Below are 15,975 nucleotides of genomic sequence, written 5' to 3'. Positions count from 1 at the left end.
CTTGCGGCCGACCACCCGGGCCCCGGCCGCGACCCGGGCGCCGTTGACCTGCTGCTGGACCGCGTAGGCACGGGCGATGTCGGCGGCGCCGATCAGGTCACGGACCGGAGCGCAGGCGACACCGATGGCAGCCGCGGAGCGCAGGCGCTCCGCGGCCTGGGCCACGGCGGTGTCGGACTCGAGGAGGGTGTCGCTCATGGGCTCCACCCTCCGGGCGCCGGGCGTGGTGCTGAAGGCCGAGTTCCGTCCAGCGGTACGCCCGGCGACTCTCCTCGCGCCTACTGCTGCCGGCGATTCGCGGGCCGCAGTGCGCGGGCCAGGGCCGGTACGACGATCGCGGCCGCCACGAGGTGGAGCGCGGCGAGGGTGCAGGCGGTCGGAAGGCTCGCACCGACGAGGAAGGGCGGCGCCATCGACACGGCGGTCAGCGCGACGCTCACCTGAACGAACCGCGCGGCCGCCCGGGTGCTCCAGCGGTGCAGGGCGACGGCGAGGACGAGACCGACGGTGGAGAAGAAGCCGGTCAGCACGGCGATGCCGCCGAGCGGGACCCGCTCGCCGTCGTCCGGCACCTCGAGCTCGACGCCGAGGGCCCGGGCGGCGGCGCCGGCCAGGGTGGTGGCCGCCGTCGCGGCCGGCACGGCGAGGGCGGCGGTGCCGAGGACCCGGCGCAGGCCGCGGGGTCCGGGGGCGTCGCGGCGCCCGGTCGTGGGGGCAGGGGTGCCCGTGGAGGCGGTCGTGGGGACCATCGTCGTCACCGCCCCTCGGTGTCGTCTGCCGCTCGGGGAGCCCGAGCCGCGGGAACTGGTCGGCGTGGAAGGTGAAGATCTCCGTGACCATCCCGCCGCTGATGCGCAGCGTGTCGATGGTGAGCGGCAGCCAGGCGCCCTCGTCCTCCTGCCACTCGTAGAAGGCGATCGCGGGCTGGCGGTTGGCGGCCGTCGGGACGGCCCGCAGCCCGGTCATCGACTCGAAGCCGTCCTCGACCCAGTTGCGCACCACGGCGTCGCGCCCGACGTACAGGCCCGGCATGGGTGGCATCGAGCAGCGCACGTCCTCGCGCAGCATGGTGGCCAGGGTGGAGACGTCGGCGGCGACGCTGGCGTCGGTGAAGCGGCGGACGAGGTCGCGGGTGTCGTCGTCCTCGCTGCCGGTCCAGTCCTGGCGGTCGGTGGGCAGGTGCTCGCGCATGCCGGCGCGGGCCCGCTGCAGCGCGCTGTTGACCGAGTTCACGGTGTTGCCGAGCATCTCGGCGACGTCCCTGGCCGGCCAGCCGAGGACGTCGCGCAGGATCAGCACCGCGCGCGGTCGCGGGGCGAGGTGCTGCACCGCGACGACGTACGCGAGCTCGATCGTCTCGCGCGCCACCGCGACCACCTCGGGCTCGTCGGCGTCGTCGGCGGCGAGCTCGTCGAGCAGCCGGTCGGGGTAGGGCTGGAGCCACCGCACCTCGCCGCTGGCCGGCTCGGGCCGGCGTCGGGCGAGCAGGTCCAGGCAGGCGTTGGTGGCGATCCGGTAGAGCCACGCCCGGAAGGTGGAACGGCCCTCGTACGTCTCCCGCCGGCGCCAGGCGCGCAGGAAGGTCTCCTGCACGGTGTCCTCGGCGTCCTGGAAGGAGCCGAGCATCCGGTAGCAGTGCACGTGCAGCTCGCGCCGGTGGCGCTCGACCAGCTCGGCGAACTGCGGCTCGTCGACCTCCGCGACCATGCCGGCCTCCTCGACGGTGAGGTTGGTGGTGGTGTCCACGATCATCGTCTCGTCCTCTCTCATCGTGTCCTGTCATCACGTGTGACGGCAGGGGGCGCGAGAACTCATCACTCGCCGGGACGGCGGGGCGGTGTCGGGACGACCGCAAGGGCGGACCGCGCGTGGCACCACCGGACCGGAGGTGCGGACGGCGTGCCTGGTGGCACCGGTACGACGACAGGCCAGCCGGCGCTGGTGCTGGCGTTGCTCGGCCGGGCGCTCACGCCCTGAGGAAGTGGAGGATCAGTGGGGTGCGGCGTTGCGCGGGCCGTGGTGGAAGGGCGCCGGCGTCGGCACGGCGGCCTCGTCAGTGGCAGGCTGCTCCCGCTCCGGGCCGAGGCACACGGCCACGAGCGTGCCGGCGACCCGGCCGCTGAAGACGTCCCACCCGTGGTCGAAGGACACGAGCTTGGTGTCACCCTCGGGGGTGCGCACGATCGCCGAGCTCGGGATCACCGACTTGTCGAACCCGGTGAAGGAGCAGCGGTTGTCCTGCATCAGGTCGTCCAGCGGGCCCGCGGCCATGTCGATGTGGCGCTCGGGCGTGCTCATCGACGGTTCGCTGACTACGCCGAGCGCGCCGAAGCCGACGAGCAGCGTCATGCCGGCCACCGTGGTCGTCGTATGCAGCGAGTGGACCGCGACGCGCAGCCAGGCAACCGGGGCAACACGATGAGACATCGTTCCCCCCCTTGGTCGCTGTCGTCGTGGTGGTCGTCCCCGTTGCCGATCACAACGACACGGACCGCCGCGGGTCACGACCGGTGTGCGCGGCGTCGGGTGTGATCTGTGACAGGTGCCGCGCCGCCACCACCGTGCAGCAGGCAGGATGAGGCCATGACCTGGTTCGACTCACCGAGCGACGTCGCCACCCGGCTCGAGGCCGCGGGCTACCTCGCGGACGCCGCCACCGCGACCACCACCTTCCTCGCGGGCGCGCTCGAGAAGCCGCTGCTGCTGGAGGGGCCGGCCGGGGTCGGCAAGACCGAGCTGGCGAAGGCGGTCTCGCGCTCGACCGGCGCCGAGCTGGTCCGGCTGCAGTGCTACGAGGGCCTGGACGAGGCGCGGGCGCTCTACGAGTGGAACTACAAGAAGCAGCTGCTGCGCATCCAGGCCGCGAACGCCGCGAGCTCCGGCGGGCAGGACTGGGACGCCACCCACGACGACATCTTCACCGAGGAGTTCCTGCTCACCCGGCCGCTGCTGACCGCCATCCGGCGCGAGGAGCCGACGGTGCTGCTCATCGACGAGGTCGACAAGACCGACATCGAGGTCGAGGGCCTGCTGCTCGAGGTGCTCAGCGACTTCCAGGTCACTATCCCCGAGCTCGGCACGGTGGCCGCCGCCCGGCGCCCGTACGTCGTGCTCACCTCGAACGCGAGCCGCGAGCTGTCCGAGGCGGTCAAGCGGCGCTGCCTCTACCTGCACATCGACTACCCGGACGCCGAGCGGGAGCGGCAGATCCTGCAGCAGCAGGTGCCCGGACTCGACGACCGGATCGCCCAGCAGGTCGTGGAGACCGTCGCGCGGCTGCGCGACCTGGAGCTGAAGAAGGCGCCGTCGATCGCGGAGTCCGTCGACTGGGCCCGCACCCTCATCGCGCTGGAGATCCGTGACCTCGACGAGGCCGCGATCGCGCAGACCCTGGGCGCCGTCCTCAAGCACCAGTCCGACCACGACCGCGCCGCGAAGGAGCTCAAGCTCAACCGGGCTTGAGGAACGCGATGAGCGCCGACCGCTCCGGACTCCTCGACCGCCACCTCGCCTTCGTCGAGGCGCTGCGGGGCGCCGGCCTGTCCGTCTCGCTGGCCGAGGACCTCGACGCCGTCGCAGCCCTCTCGGCGCTGCGGTGGAGCGACCGGGCCACCGTCCGCGACGCGTTCGCGGCCACGATGGTCAAGAAGCAGTCGCAGCGCACCACCTTCGACGCACTCTTCGACGTCTACTTCCCGGCGATGGTCGGCGACGGTGCGGCCGCCGCGGAGGAGTCTGCCGATGACGACAGTGGGCCGGTGAAGGACAACGCCACCGCGCTGGTGTCCTTCCGCGACCGGCTCGCGCAGGTGCTCGAGGCTCCGCAGGTCGACGCCACCGAGCTGCGGATGATGGCCGCCGAGATGGTCGGCACCTTCGGCTCGATGCCCGGCCGCGGCCCCGGCCTGTCCTCGTGGTCGGCCTACACCGCGCTGCAGCGCGTCGCCCCGCAGGAGCTCGTCGACCGGCTCGTGCAGGCCATGCTCGCCGACACCGGCTCCGGCACCGACGAGGAGGACGCCCGCCGGCAGGCCAACCGCCGGATCGGGCAGTTCACCGCGCTGGTCGAGGACGACGCCCGTCGCCGCATCGCCGAGGAGAAGGGGCCTGACCACATCGCCGACGTCGCGATCCGTCCCAGCATCGACAAGCTCGCCTTCATGGCCGCCCGGCGCACCGACCTGGAGGAGATGCGCAAGGAGATCTTCCCCCTCGCCCGGCGCCTCGCCACCCGGCTCGCGAAGGAGCAGCACTCGCGGCACGCGCGGACCGCGCCACTCGACTTCCGTCGTACCGTCCGTGCCTCCATCGCCACCGGCGGCGTGCCCATCACCACGCACCACCGGCCGAAGCGCCCGCACCGCACCGACCTCGTCGTGCTGTGCGACATCAGCGGCTCGGTCGCGAACTTCGCGCAGTTCACGCTGCTCTTCGTCTTCGCGCTGCGCGAGGTCTTCCAGAGCATGCGGGCCTTCACCTTCATCGACCACGTGCACGAGGTGACCGGCCACTTCCGCCCCGGCGCCGACCCGGTCGACGTGCTCGCCGACCTCTCCGCGTCGGCCAGCCACGCCGCGCTGTGGGGCCGCACCAACTACGGCCGCGCGTTCACGAAATTCGAGGAGAACCACCTCGACGCGCTCACCCCGAAGACGACGCTGCTCATCCTCGGCGACGCCCGCTCCAACTACAGCGACCTCCACGAGGACACCCTGCGCCGCCTGACCGGCGCGGTGAGGCGCTCCTTCTGGCTCAACCCCGAGCACGAGCGGAACTGGGGGACGGGCGACTCCGCTGCGCCGACGTACGGCGAGATCGTGCCGATGGTGGAGTGCCGGAACCTGGCCCAGCTGCAGGAGTTCGTGCACGACCTGGCCTGGTGAGGCGGCCGTGACAGTTTCGCCGGTCGACCGGCGAAACTGTCGCTTGACCGACGAAGGTTCGTCGGTCAGGTGTGAGTTTCGTCGGTCAGGTCCGGGGGCGGGCTGAGTGGGGTTTCACCACCTAGGTGGTGAAACTACGCAACTGAGCACACGAAACTTGCCGATCCGGCCCTGATTTCGTGTGCCAGGTCGGGGTTTCACCACCCAGGTGGTGAAACCCCACCCGCCTCAGGCGCTGAACTCCAGCGCCTCGTCGTCCACCGGCCTGCGGAAGACCAGCAGGTCCTTGAAGTAGTTCATCTTCAGCCGCCACGGGTACGACGAGCCCTGCTTCGGCAGCTCGTGGATGGAGCGCATGACGTAGCCGGCCTCGAAGTCGAGGAAGGGCTCCTCGGTGACCGACGGGTCGCGGCGGGGGACGGCGATGCGGTTGCCGGTCCCGTCCATGCGGCGCAGCAGCTTGACGACGTACTCGCACACCAGGTCGGCCTTGAGCGTCCAGGACGCGTTGGTGTAGCCGATGATGAACGCGAAGTTCGGGATGTCGCTGAGCATCAGGCCCTTGTAGGCCATCGTGTCGGCGGGCTCCACCTTCGCGCCGTCGACGGCCAGCGTCGCGCCGCCGAAGACCTGCAGGTTGAGGCCGGTGGCGGTGATGACGATGTCGGCCTCGAGCTCCTTGCCGGACTTCAGCAGGATGCCCTTCGGCGTGAACCGGTCGATGTGGTCGGTGACGATGTCGACGGTGTGCTGGCGCAGTGCCTTGAACAGGTCGCCGCCGGGCACGGCGCACAGGCGCTGGTCCCACGGGTCGTACGGCGGCCTGAAGTGCTCGTCGAAGGAGACGTCCTCCGGGAGCTGGCGCTCGAGCAGCTTGCGCAGCAGTGCGCGTGACTCCTTCGGGCGGGCCTGGCAGAACTCGTAGAACGCGATCCGGCTGGTGAGGTAGCGGGTGCGCACCAGCTTCTGCGCGACCTTGTCGGGCAGGGTGCGGTACATCCGCGCCGAGACCTTGTCGTAGGCCGGCTGGCTGATGATGTACGTCGGCGTGCGCTGCAGCATCGTGACGTGCCCGGCGCCGGAGTCGGCCAGCGCGGGGATGAGGGTGACGGCCGTGGCGCCGGAGCCGATGACCACGATCCGCTTGCCCTCGTAGTCGAGGTCCTCGGGCCAGTGCTGCGGGTGCACCACCTGGCCCTCGAAGTCCTCGATCCCCTGGAACTGCGGGGTGAACCCCTCGTCGTACCGGTAGTAGCCCGACGTCGACCACAGGAAGCCGGCGGTCAGCTGCAGCGTCTCGCCGGTGTCGGTGCGCTCGACGGTCACGGTCCAGCGGGCGTCCTCGGTGGAGAAGTCCGCGTGCAGGAGCTTGTGGTGGTAGCGGATGTGCTCGTCGATGCCGTTCTCGGCCGCCGCCTCCTCCAGGTAGGCGAGGATGTCGGGGCCGTCGACGATCGCCTTCTCACCCTTCCACGGCTTCCAGCCGAAGCCGAGGGTGTGCATGTCGGAGTCGGAGCGGATGCCGGGGTAGCGGAACAGGTCCCACGTGCCGCCGAGCGAGTCGCGCATCTCCAGCACGGCGTACGTCTTGCCGGGCAGGTGCTTCGTGACGTGGTAGGCCGCGTCGATGCCCGAGAGGCCGGCGCCGACGATGAGGACGTCGACGTGGTCGACAGGGGCAGGCGTGTCGGTCATGGCGCTTCCTTCGTGGTGAGGAGCTGCTCGACGGGGACGTCGGGCACCTCGATGTTGCGGCTGTTCATCAGGCCCTCGACCTGCGCCCAGGTCACCTCGGCGAGCAGGTCGATGAAGGCCGGGGCCTCGGGGCGGAGCTCGGCGCGCGAGCTCCAGCTGCGCACGGCGGACATCACGCCGCCGACGAGCAGGAAGACCCAGGGCGTGAGCGCGTCGCGGTCGTCCTCGCTGATCTCGGCGTCGACCAGGGCGATGACGCCGCCGATCAGCAGCTCGATCTGCTCGGCGAACTGGCCGATCGCGTCGTCCAGCGGGCGTTCGGTGGTGCCGGTGACCTGTCGCTCGACGAACCTCATCAGTGCGATGTTCTCGGTCGCCCAGGTGACGTAGGAGCCGATGACGCGGTGCGTGATCTCGCGGATGGTGCCCTCGAGCGTGATCGTGCTGAGCAGCACCTCCCCGGCGCGCAGGCAGATCTCCCGCTGGATCGCGAGGTCGAGGTCGACGCGGTCGTCGAAGTAGCGGTAGAGCACCGTGCGGTGCACCCCCGCCTCGGCGGCGATCTGCTGCACGCTCAGCTCGTCGCCGGGCTTCAGGTCGCGGTTGAGCACGACGAGGGCAGCGTCGATGACGGCCTGCCGCCGCGCGGCGTTGTGCTCCTGCCAGCGCCGCTTGCGGCCGTCGGTCTGGTCGCGCTTCGCCGTCCCCATGGCGAGACCTCCTCGGATCGTCACGGCGTCAGCGACACCGTACGCCGGAGGAGCCCGCGGCGACGTACGACGGCCGGGGCGGTCGCGACTGCCCGCTGGTCGGCGGGGTCGGTGACCTTGACCCGGGGACGCCCGGCGGCGGCGCCGCGCTCGCGCTCGGCGGCGTCGATGCGCTGCCAGCCGTCGATGCCGGTGGCGTGCGGGGCCCGCTCGCGCACGAGCGCCGCGGCGGAGTCGAGGGTGCCGGTCGGCTCGGGCCGGCCGCGGTCGAGGTCGTCGAGGATGCTCTCGACGGTCTCCTGGGCGCAGGTCTTGTTGGTGCCGATGAAGCCGACCGGGCCGCGCTTGACCCAGCCCACGACGTACACGCCCGGCTCGACGCGGCCGGCCCGGTTCGGGACGGTGCCGGTGCGCTCGTCGAAGGGCAGGCCCGCGACCGGCAGGCCGCGATGGCCGACCGAGCGCACGACGAGGCCGGCCTCGAGGACGCGCTCATCTCCGGTCTGCTCGGCGCGCACCAACCCGTCGACGCCCTCGACCAGCCGGTTGCGGGCGACCCGGACGCCGGTGGCCCGGCCGTCGGTGCCGAGCACCTCGACGGGGGAGACGGCGAAGGAGAGCACGATCCGGCGGCGGCCCGGGGCGCCGGACGGCGTGCGGTCCGCGAGCTCGCGCAGCAGGCGGCTGCGCTGGTCGGCGCCGTCGAGCAGCGCCGGGTCGCAGTCGACGACCACGTCGACGTCGTCGAGGGCGGCGAGGCCGATCAGCTCCGGGACGGTGAACGCCGCCTGCGCCGGGCCGCGGCGGCCGAGCACCACGACCTCCTCGACGTCGCTGGCCCGCAGCTGCTCGAGGGGGAGCGGGGCGAGGTCGGTGCGCTCGAGCACCTCGACCGGGCGGGCGAGGGTCCGCGCGACGTCGAGGGCGACGTTGCCGTTGCCGACGACCACGGCCCGGCGCGACGGGTTGCGCGTCGCGTCCAGTGGCACGTCGAGCTGCTGCTGGTCGGGGTGGCCGTTGTACCAGCCGACCAGCGCCGTCGCGGGCAGCGAGCCGGCCAGGTCCTCCCCGGGGATGCCCAGCGCGCGGTCGGCGGAGGCGCCGACGGCGTACACGACGGCGTGGTAGCGCGCCCGCAGGTCGGCCAGGGTCACCTCGGCGCCGACGTCGACGCCGAGGAAGTAGCGGAACCGCGGCTGCCGCTCGATCGCCTCGAACAGCCGGGTGACCAGCTTGGTCGACGCGTGGTCCGGGGCGACGCCGTGCCGGACCAGGCCGTACGGCGTGCGCAACCGCTCGTAGACGTCGACACCCTCGACCTCGGGGTGCTTGAGCAGCTCGTCGGCGGCGTAGAGCCCGGCCGGGCCGGCGCCGACGATCGCGACCCGGAACGGGCCGGGGCGGGTGAGCCGGCGCTGCGGCGGCACCAGCGCCACCGGCGTGCGGTCGGCGTGCGGGAAGGCGTCGTAGTAGGCGGCGTTCAGCTCGACGAACGGCAGCTGCTGGGTGGTGAGCGCCGCGTCCGGCACCATCGCGCCCACCGGGCACGCCGTCGCGCAGGCACCGCAGCCGACGCAGGCGGTGGCGTCGACGTACACCATCTCGGTGGAGCCGAAGCCGGGCTCGCCGGGGGCGGGGTGGATGCAGTTGACCGGGCAGGCGACGACGCACGAGGCGTCGGCGCAGCACGACTGCGTGACGACGTAGGCCATGGCGGGTGCTCGCGTGGGTGGTGTGGGCGGCGGCGTCAGACCGCGGCGGACTTGGGCTCGCTGCGGAAGCGCGACGCGGTGCCGGCGATGCCGAGCAGGCGCCACACCCGGCGGGAGACCGGGTTCATCAGGCCGAGCTCGTCGGCGAGCATCCGCACGTCGCCGAAGGTGTCGCGCAGCAGCTTCTGCGACTTCTCCGAGCGCCAGTAGACCTCGCGCATGACGTCCTTCGGGATGTCGAGGTCCTTCTGCATCTTCCGGGTCGGCTTCATGATCACGTCGCACAGCACCCGCATGATCACGGGGTAGGCGAGCGAGAGGCCGAAGCGCTGCACCGGGCCGTAGTCCTTCGAGCGCTCCTCGAGGTAGGTGTGCGCGAAGCCGATGTGGCGTGCCTCCTCCGCGACGTGGATCTGCATGACGCGGGTGACCATCGGGTGCATCTCGTGGCCCGAGCGGAGCACGGACTTCTGCAGGTGGTCGATCGGCTCCTCGCCGGCGAGGATGCCCATGAAGAAGACGTTCGGCAGCGCGCGGCCGGCCAGCGAGAGCAGCGGCGCGACCTTCACGAACCAGCCCGGCCCGCCCTGGACGTCGAGGCCGATGCGGTTCACGCCCTCCTGGAACATCTGGGTGTGGTGGCACTCCTCGGTCACCTCGTGGGTGGAGTAGCGGAACTCCGCCTTGCCGTTCGGCATGCCGATGAGGTGGTTCATCACGCCGGCGATGAGCAGCTGCTCGAACTGGAGGCCGACCTTCATGATGTTGGCCATCCGGTACTGCCCGATCGCGATCTGCCGCTCCAGGGGCAGCGACCGGTACCAGTCCGTCCCGCCGAGCGAGTCGACCTCGGGCAGCACCCACCGCGGGTCGTCGTCGCGGACCTCGAAGTCCGGGTCGTCCCAGGCGATGTCGAGGAACGCGTCGAAGTGCTGGTGCACGGAGGCCTCGGAGAGGATGCGGAGCTTCTCCTCGTAGCCCAGCCCGGTGGTGTCCGGCAGCCCGGGGACGGTCTCGGCGGTGCGATCGGCGGTGCGGTCGGCAGTGGCGGTCATCGTGGGTTCCTCGATCTGTTTCGTCGTCGAAGTCCGGAGCATGCACTCAGTTAGCGCAACAACATGTTGCATACATTGACCCCGGTTTTGTCAAGGAGTTCGTCGCAGATCCGGGTACGACGACGTGCTGGCCCCGCGGGCGGCGTGACGCGGATCGCGGCAGCCCGGTCCGGTCGGACGGTCCCGGACGGTCCGACCGGACGTGGGCCGGAGTGGCGGGGACCGGGCGGTCAGCCCGCGGGGCGCAGGTAGCCCAGCTCGCGCCAGCGGGCCAGCGTCGCGGCGAGCTCGGGGTGGTCGGCGCGGTCGGCCGCCCGGCCCCCCGCGACGAGGGCGGGGACGTCGGGGTCCGCGCCGGCGTCGTACACGACGGTGAGGCGGTTGGCACTGCCGGCGTTGATCAGCGAGCCGAGGAGCGCGACCGGGTCGCTGCGGTCCTCCAGGGACAGCACCCGGACGTGGGGCGGCAGCGCCGGGAGTGCGGCGGCGGGCGCGGAGGCGGTGACGACCTGGTCGACCACGAAGCCGGGGAGGTCGGTGCGGGTGGCGATCTCGAGCGCCGCCGAGCCGCCGGTGCCGCGGCCCACCAGCATCACCCGGGTCTCGCCCGGGCTCTCCGCGGCCGCTGCGGTGAGGGCGCGCACCACGGCCTCCGCGTGCCGCGAGGAGTCACCGGAGACCAGCCGGAGGCGCCCGGCGCGCGGCGTCGGCGCGGCGGCCCCGGAGAGGAAGGCGAGCAGCCGGTCCGGCCCGACCCGCAGCACCCGCACCAGCAGGCTGTCGTCACCGTCGGCCAGCAGCGCCATCAGGTCCCCGAGGCCGGCCGGCACCTCGGACGCGGCGGCCAGGTCGGCCGGCACGGGCGCCGGCTCGCCGGCGTCGAGGTCGACCGCGACGTCGCGCAGGGCCGCGCCCCAGTCGTCGGCGAGCGGCGCGATGCCGGAGGCGCGCAGGCCGCCGGCGCGGGCGGCCCGGCCACCCTCGCCGGACAACACCCCCGCCGTGAGCAGGCCACGCATCTGGAGGCTGTCGAGCAGGCCACCGCCGGTGGTGACGTGCTCCATGACCTCGGGGTTGGCCTCGGCGAGCTCGTTGAGGTAGGTCGTGACGCCGTCGCGGTCGAGGGCATCGGTCTCGATCAGTCCCGCGGCCACGATCGCGCCGCCGAGGCTCACCTGCGGGGCGAGGTAGCCGATCGCCTTGCCCGCGATCGTGCCGAGGGTCTGGTAGGCCGCGGCCTGGAGCTCGTCGATCCATCGGTAGGTCAGCACGGTCGCGCGCAGCACCAGCGCGTCGGCGTCGAGCTCGATGGACCGGCTGAGCAGTCCGTCCTTGCCCGTCGTCGCGGCCCGGACCTCCTCCTCGGCGCTCGCCCACGTGGCTGGCGAGAGCCGCGCCGAGTCGACCACGTCGGGGTCGGTGAGCACGTCCCGGCCGAGCCTGGCCCAGGCCCGCATCTGCGCGCCGGCGTCGTCGAAGAGGTCGGCCAGGCGCAGCATCTGGTCGTACTTGTCCGCCAGGTCGGCGGCCTGGGCCGCGGTCGGTGGCTGGTCGGGCCCGGCCGGCGTGCCCGCGTGGTCGGGGAGGTCGGACGCCGCCGTCCCGGTCACCGGATCTCCTCCAGCACGGGGGCGACCACCGTGGCGAGGTCGGCGGGCTCGACCGCGCGCACCTCGAGCCGCGGCACGCCGTCGACGCGGTGGGGGCGCAGCGTCCGCCAGCCGTCGGCGAGCAGCGACCACGACACGACGCCGGCGGCGCCGACCGACGTCTCCGACACGTCGGCCACCAGCGCGCGCAGCCGACCCTGCGCCTCGGCCGCGAGCGCCGCGAGCACGCGGGCGACGACGTCGTCAGGCAGCGGCCCGTCGGCACCGAGGACGGCACCGGAGTGCCGGGCGGCGAGGACCGGGAGGAGGTCGCCACGACCGACCCGCGTCGCCTCCGCGGCGGTGTCGGCGAGCTCGAAGGGGAGGTCGACGTACGACGGCACGGCGGACTCCCCGAGGCGGACGTCCTCGGTGATCGCCGCGACCCGGGCCAGCTCGCCGGCCCAGGCGTCGGTGCCGAACCAGTCGAGCTCGAAGACGATCCCGTCGACGGTGGCCAGCGACGCGACCGCGCCGGCGCCCTGCCGGTGCCAGACCTTCGCCTGGATGCCGGCCATGCGCAGGTCGATGTCGACGGCGGTGCTGGGCGCGGCGAGCAGGCCGATCGCGCCGGCCACCCCCGCGTCGAGGGTGCCGTCCACGAGCAGGCCGCGCCGCTCGAGGCTGTCGGCCGGGTCGTGCAGGGCGGCGACGACCCCGCGGTAAGCCTGGTCGCCGGTGGTGGCCGGGCTCGCGCCGAGGCGGTCCTGCATCACATCGGTCCCGGCCGGGGGTGCGACCTCGAAGGGGAGCGGGGCGTCGCCGGCGAGTGTCGCGGCGTGCTGCAGCTCGCGCACGGTCAGGCCCAGCCGCCGGGGCGCGGCGTCGAGCGGATTCGCCGCTCCCGCGGGGTCGCGCTTCGCGAGGGTGGCGACGGTGGTCAGGTCGATCGTGGGCACGCCGGTCCTCAGCGCTCCAGTCCGGGGACCTCAACCGAGAGCCAGTCGCGGTGGCCCGGCGGCGGCGCGACGAACGCGACGAGCGCCTCGTCGACCGGGTCGGGGGAGACCTGCGGCGCGTCGGGGCGCTCGGCGCCGGCCCGCTCGTTGCGGGCGCGGACGGCGGCGACCCGACCCTGCGCCTCCTCGACCAGTCCGCGCACCCGCGCCTCGACGGCGGCGATCTCGTCGTGGACCGCGTCGACCGCGGCGGCGTGGTCAGCGAGGGCGTCGGCTGCGGACACGTGCCGGTCGGCGACGACCCGCAGGTGGTGGGCGCGCTCGGTGACCCGCTCGCGCATCGCCTCGCCGGCCCGGCCGGCCCAGCCGAGGCCGTCGACGCGGGCGACCAGCTCGTCGGCGAGCGCGCGCACGTCGGCGCCCTGGTCCCGCGGCGCGGCGACGCGGCGGCGGATCAGCTCGGTGTCGCCGTACATGTGTCGCGCCCTTCCCCGGGAGGGCCCGCCTCAAACCTGTCGGTTCCGCGGGGCCGGGGGCGGCGGGGCGGCGCTCAGAGCGCTCCGTCGAGCCGGTCCAGCGCCTGCACGATGTCGTCGGTCGACCCGGCGAAGCTGAACCGCAGGAACCGTCCGCCGTCGACGGTGTCGAAGTCGATCCCGGTCGCCACGGCGACCCCCGTGCGCGCCAGCAGGTCGCGGGCGAAGGTCATCGAGTCCTGGGTCAGGTGCCCCACGTCGGCGTACGCGTAGAACGCCCCGTCCGCAGGCGCCAGCTCGGTGATGCCGAGCCGGGGGAGGCCCTCGAGCAGCACCGTGCGGTTGTGGGCGTAGCGCTGCACGTGCCCGTCGAGCTCGGCGTACGCCGCGTCGTCGAACGCGGCCAGCGCTGCGTGCTGGGCGAGCACCGGCGGGCAGATGCTGAAGTTGCCGGTGAGCACGTCGACCGGGCGCCGCAGCCGCTCCGGGGCGAGCATCCAGCCCAGCCGCCAGCCGGTCATCGAGAAGTACTTGGAGAAGGAGCCGAAGACGATCGCCTCGCGGGAGGTCTCCCAGGCGCAGCTGGCGCTGGCGCCGGCGTACTGGATGCCGTGGTAGATCTCGTCCGAGACCAGCTGCACCCGGTTCTCCTCGCACCAGCGGGCGATCGCGGCGAGCTCCTCGGGCAGCAGCATCGTGCCGGTCGGGTTGGCCGGGCTGGCCACCACCAGCCCGTCGAGCGGCTGCCGTGCGTGTGCCTCCGCCAGCTGCTCGACGGTGGGCTGGAAGCGGGTGTCCGGGCCGGTGGCGACCTCGACGACCTCGCAGCCCAGGGCGGCGAGCACGTTGCGGTAACAGGGGTAGCCCGGCCGCGCGATCGCCACCCGCGCGCCGGTGTCGAACGCCGCGAGGAAGGCGAGCAGGAAGCCGCCGCTCGAGCCGGTGGTGACCACGACGTCCTCGGCGGAGACGTCGATGCCGTAGCGGCGCCGGTGGTGCCCGGCGATCGCCTCGCGCAGCTCGAGGATGCCGGTGGCGGTCGTGTAGCCCAGCGGGTCGCCGCTGTTGAGCAGCCGCACCGCCTCCGCGGTCACCGGCGCCGGCGCCCCCGTGCTCGGCTGCCCCGCGACGAGGTTGACCAGATCGCCGTGCGTGCGCTGCCGCTCGGCCGCCGCCGCGAGCAGGTCCATGACGTGGAACGGCGGGACGTTCGCCCGGGCTGCGGCGGTGAAGCGGTCGGTCACGTGCGTCCCTCCAGTCACAAGATTCGCCGGTCGACCGGCGAAACTCCTACCTGACCGACGAAGTTTCGTCGGTCAAGCGACAGTTTCGCCGGTCGACCGGCGAAACTCTCAACCGGCCGCGTGCCGCCCTGCGCGCCGCCCGAAGAACGACCCCTCCCCGAGCTGGGTGCCCGAGCAGTAGCCGTTGCCGTCCTGGGCGATGTTCGAGGCGCAGGCGCCGGCGGCGTAGAGGCCGGGGACGACGGAGCCGTCGGTGCGCCGCACCTGTCCGTCGACGGTGGTGGCCATGCCGCCGATGGTGAAGCCGGCGTAGAGCGCGACGCCGAGGGACAGGTCGAGCACCGCCCACGGGCCGGCGGTCTGCGGGGCCAGCCAGTCGGGGTGCTTGTGGAAGTCGGGGTCCTCGCCGCGCGCGGCGTTCTCGTTGTAGCGCGTCACCGTGCGCACGAGGGCGCCGGCGGGCATGCCGAGCCCGGCCTCCATCTCCTCGATGGTCTCGAAGCCGTCCTTGAGCGGCACCAGCGGCATGTGGTCCTCGCCGAGGTGCTCGCTGTCGACGATGAGGTACGCGACGGCGTCGGGCTGCTTCATCACGTGGTACGACGTCCGCGCGTGGTAGCTGTCCTCGGCGACGAAGCGCTCTCCGTCGCGGTTGACGATGATCCCCTTGCAGCGCGAGGACGGCGGGTAGAACGGCGCAGTGATGAACGGCTCGTCCATGTGCTCGAGCGCGGCGCCGACGGACTCGCCGAGGCGGATGCCCAGCCCGTCGTCGTACGTCGAGCCGAGGGTGAACAGCTTGGAGCCGAGCGCGGGGGTGTAGCGGGCGACCATGTCGGCGTTCATCACGAAGCCGCCGGCGGCGACGACGACGCTGCCGGCGCGGACCAGGCCGGTGCGGTCGAAGGACTTCCACGCCAGACCGACCACGCGGCCGGTGTCCGGGTCGCCGTCGACGACGAGGTTGGTCGCACCGGTCTCGTAGCGGACCTCGACGCCCTCCTTCTCGACGTGCTCGCGCAGCAGGTCCATCACGATCCGGGTGCCCTCGGTGTCGCCGGGGACGGGGACCTTGTGGCCGCGCGGGGCCGGGGCGACCTTCTCGCGGTAGGGCCAGACCTTCTCGTTGCCGGTGAACATCAGGCCCTCGGTGCCGGGCTGGATGACGGCCTTGCCGGGGAAGTAGGAGCGTTCGAACTCGAATCCGAGGTCCTCGAGCCAGTCGAAGTGGGCGACCGATCCCTCGCAGTAGGCGCGGATCTTCTCCTCGTCGGGGTCCTTGGTGCTGGCCATCAGGTAGTCGACCATCGCCTCGACGGAGTCCTCGTGGCCGGTGGCCTGCTGCACCGCCGTACCGCCGCCGAGGTAGAAGTGGCCGCCGGACATCGACGACGTGCCGCCGTGGACGGCGGCCCGCTCGAGCAGCAGCACGCGGGCCCCTGCGCGGGCGGCCTCGAGGGCCGCGCATCCGCCGGCGATGCCGAAGCCGACGACGACCACGTCGAAGGCCTCGGTGTCGGCGTCGAGGGCGCTGGCCGGGAGCACGTCGGGAATGACCAGGCCGGCCGGGAGGTTGCTGTCTGCACTCGTCACAGGGGCAAATCTAGAACATGTTCTAAGTTCGGGCCACGGTTCGCCGCGGATCGGGCTCG

The 15,975-nt window shown here is 72.8% G+C and carries 13 protein-coding genes and 1 pseudogene; 2 read left to right on the top strand and 12 right to left on the bottom strand.

Annotation, left to right across the window (positions count from 1 at the left end; all coding sequences use genetic code 11):
• Positions 1–278: 278 nt before the first annotated feature.
• The 3 genes and pseudogenes from NOCJ54_RS30660 to NOCJ54_RS0103920 all read right to left on the bottom strand — a co-directional run bounded on the left by NOCJ54_RS30660 (position 279) and on the right by NOCJ54_RS0103920 (position 2,427).
• On the bottom strand, positions 279–749 hold the full coding sequence (locus tag NOCJ54_RS30660; RefSeq protein WP_442937289.1) for a DUF6069 family protein: 471 nt from the start codon (positions 747–749) through the stop codon (positions 279–281).
• 37 nt (positions 750–786) lie between these two features.
• Positions 787–1,752 (bottom strand): annotated as a pseudogene (locus tag NOCJ54_RS30655) (RNA polymerase subunit sigma-70); the annotation flags it as partial.
• A gap of 237 nt (positions 1,753–1,989) precedes the next feature.
• Positions 1,990–2,427: a hypothetical protein gene (locus NOCJ54_RS0103920; RefSeq protein WP_157514782.1), complete on the bottom strand. Its 438-nt coding sequence runs from the start codon at positions 2,425–2,427 to the stop codon at positions 1,990–1,992.
• Positions 2,428–2,583: 156 nt separating this feature from the next.
• On the opposite strand from NOCJ54_RS0103920, the gene NOCJ54_RS0103915 reads away from it, so the two are divergent.
• Positions 2,584–3,462 carry an AAA family ATPase gene (locus NOCJ54_RS0103915; protein WP_028654431.1) on the top strand — a complete coding sequence of 293 codons (879 nt, stop codon included), beginning with the start codon at positions 2,584–2,586 and terminating at the stop codon, positions 3,460–3,462.
• An 8-nt stretch (positions 3,463–3,470) separates the two neighbouring features.
• Positions 3,471–4,883 (top strand): vWA domain-containing protein, encoded by a 1,413-nt coding sequence (locus NOCJ54_RS0103910; protein WP_036516772.1) that lies wholly within the window; start codon positions 3,471–3,473, stop codon positions 4,881–4,883.
• A 228-nt stretch (positions 4,884–5,111) separates the two neighbouring features.
• On the opposite strand, the gene NOCJ54_RS0103905 is transcribed toward NOCJ54_RS0103910, so the two are convergent.
• The 9 genes from NOCJ54_RS0103905 to NOCJ54_RS0103865 all read right to left on the bottom strand — a co-directional run bounded on the left by NOCJ54_RS0103905 (position 5,112) and on the right by NOCJ54_RS0103865 (position 15,916).
• Positions 5,112–6,578 carry a flavin-containing monooxygenase gene (locus tag NOCJ54_RS0103905; RefSeq protein WP_028654429.1) on the bottom strand — a complete coding sequence of 489 codons (1,467 nt, stop codon included), beginning with the start codon at positions 6,576–6,578 and terminating at the stop codon, positions 5,112–5,114.
• Positions 6,575–7,288 carry a TetR/AcrR family transcriptional regulator gene (locus tag NOCJ54_RS28030; RefSeq protein WP_028654428.1) on the bottom strand — a complete coding sequence of 238 codons (714 nt, stop codon included), beginning with the start codon at positions 7,286–7,288 and terminating at the stop codon, positions 6,575–6,577. The genes NOCJ54_RS0103905 and NOCJ54_RS28030 overlap by 4 nt, the downstream gene beginning before the upstream one ends.
• A 20-nt stretch (positions 7,289–7,308) precedes the next feature.
• On the bottom strand, positions 7,309–9,000 hold the full coding sequence (locus NOCJ54_RS0103895) for an FAD-dependent oxidoreductase (protein WP_028654427.1): 1,692 nt from the start codon (positions 8,998–9,000) through the stop codon (positions 7,309–7,311).
• A gap of 35 nt (positions 9,001–9,035) precedes the next feature.
• On the bottom strand, positions 9,036–10,055 hold the full coding sequence (locus NOCJ54_RS0103890) for an AurF N-oxygenase family protein (RefSeq protein ID WP_028654426.1): 1,020 nt from the start codon (positions 10,053–10,055) through the stop codon (positions 9,036–9,038).
• A gap of 230 nt (positions 10,056–10,285) precedes the next feature.
• The gene (locus tag NOCJ54_RS0103885) at positions 10,286–11,665 is read right to left on the bottom strand and encodes a hypothetical protein (protein ID WP_028654425.1); all 1,380 of its coding nucleotides are present in this window, start codon (positions 11,663–11,665) and stop codon (positions 10,286–10,288) included.
• Positions 11,662–12,603 (bottom strand): hypothetical protein, encoded by a 942-nt coding sequence (locus NOCJ54_RS0103880; protein ID WP_028654424.1) that lies wholly within the window; start codon positions 12,601–12,603, stop codon positions 11,662–11,664. Before NOCJ54_RS0103880 ends, NOCJ54_RS0103885 begins: the two co-directional genes overlap by 4 nt.
• Positions 12,604–12,611: 8 nt before the next feature.
• Complete coding sequence (locus NOCJ54_RS23740; RefSeq protein ID WP_051485451.1) at positions 12,612–13,079, bottom strand: hypothetical protein; 468 nt, start codon at positions 13,077–13,079, stop codon at positions 12,612–12,614.
• A 74-nt stretch (positions 13,080–13,153) separates the two neighbouring features.
• Entirely contained in the window at positions 13,154–14,323 is a 1,170-nt protein-coding gene (locus tag NOCJ54_RS0103870; RefSeq protein WP_028654423.1) for a pyridoxal phosphate-dependent aminotransferase, read from the bottom strand.
• Between the two features lie 108 nt (positions 14,324–14,431).
• Positions 14,432–15,916 carry an FAD-binding protein gene (locus NOCJ54_RS0103865; RefSeq protein ID WP_232221670.1) on the bottom strand — a complete coding sequence of 495 codons (1,485 nt, stop codon included), beginning with the start codon at positions 15,914–15,916 and terminating at the stop codon, positions 14,432–14,434.
• Between the last annotated feature and the right edge of the window lie 59 nt (positions 15,917–15,975).

Source organism: Nocardioides sp. J54 (assembly GCF_000519005.1).
Lineage (GTDB): Bacteria > Actinomycetota > Actinomycetes > Propionibacteriales > Nocardioidaceae > Nocardioides.
Note: the sequence above shows the minus strand (reverse complement) of the source record. Positions and strands in the feature narration are given on the sequence as shown.

Coding starts and splice junctions, on each gene's coding strand:
- NOCJ54_RS30660 (WP_442937289.1), bottom strand. CDS start 749: ATGGTCCCCACGACCGCCTCCACGGGCACCCCTGCCCCCACGACCGGG.
- NOCJ54_RS0103920 (WP_157514782.1), bottom strand. CDS start 2,427: ATGTCTCATCGTGTTGCCCCGGTTGCCTGGCTGCGCGTCGCGGTCCAC.
- NOCJ54_RS0103915 (WP_028654431.1), top strand. CDS start 2,584: ATGACCTGGTTCGACTCACCGAGCGACGTCGCCACCCGGCTCGAGGCC.
- NOCJ54_RS0103910 (WP_036516772.1), top strand. CDS start 3,471: ATGAGCGCCGACCGCTCCGGACTCCTCGACCGCCACCTCGCCTTCGTC.
- NOCJ54_RS0103905 (WP_028654429.1), bottom strand. CDS start 6,578: ATGACCGACACGCCTGCCCCTGTCGACCACGTCGACGTCCTCATCGTC.
- NOCJ54_RS28030 (WP_028654428.1), bottom strand. CDS start 7,288: ATGGGGACGGCGAAGCGCGACCAGACCGACGGCCGCAAGCGGCGCTGG.
- NOCJ54_RS0103895 (WP_028654427.1), bottom strand. CDS start 9,000: ATGGCCTACGTCGTCACGCAGTCGTGCTGCGCCGACGCCTCGTGCGTC.
- NOCJ54_RS0103890 (WP_028654426.1), bottom strand. CDS start 10,055: ATGACCGCCACTGCCGACCGCACCGCCGATCGCACCGCCGAGACCGTC.
- NOCJ54_RS23740 (WP_051485451.1), bottom strand. CDS start 13,079: ATGTACGGCGACACCGAGCTGATCCGCCGCCGCGTCGCCGCGCCGCGG.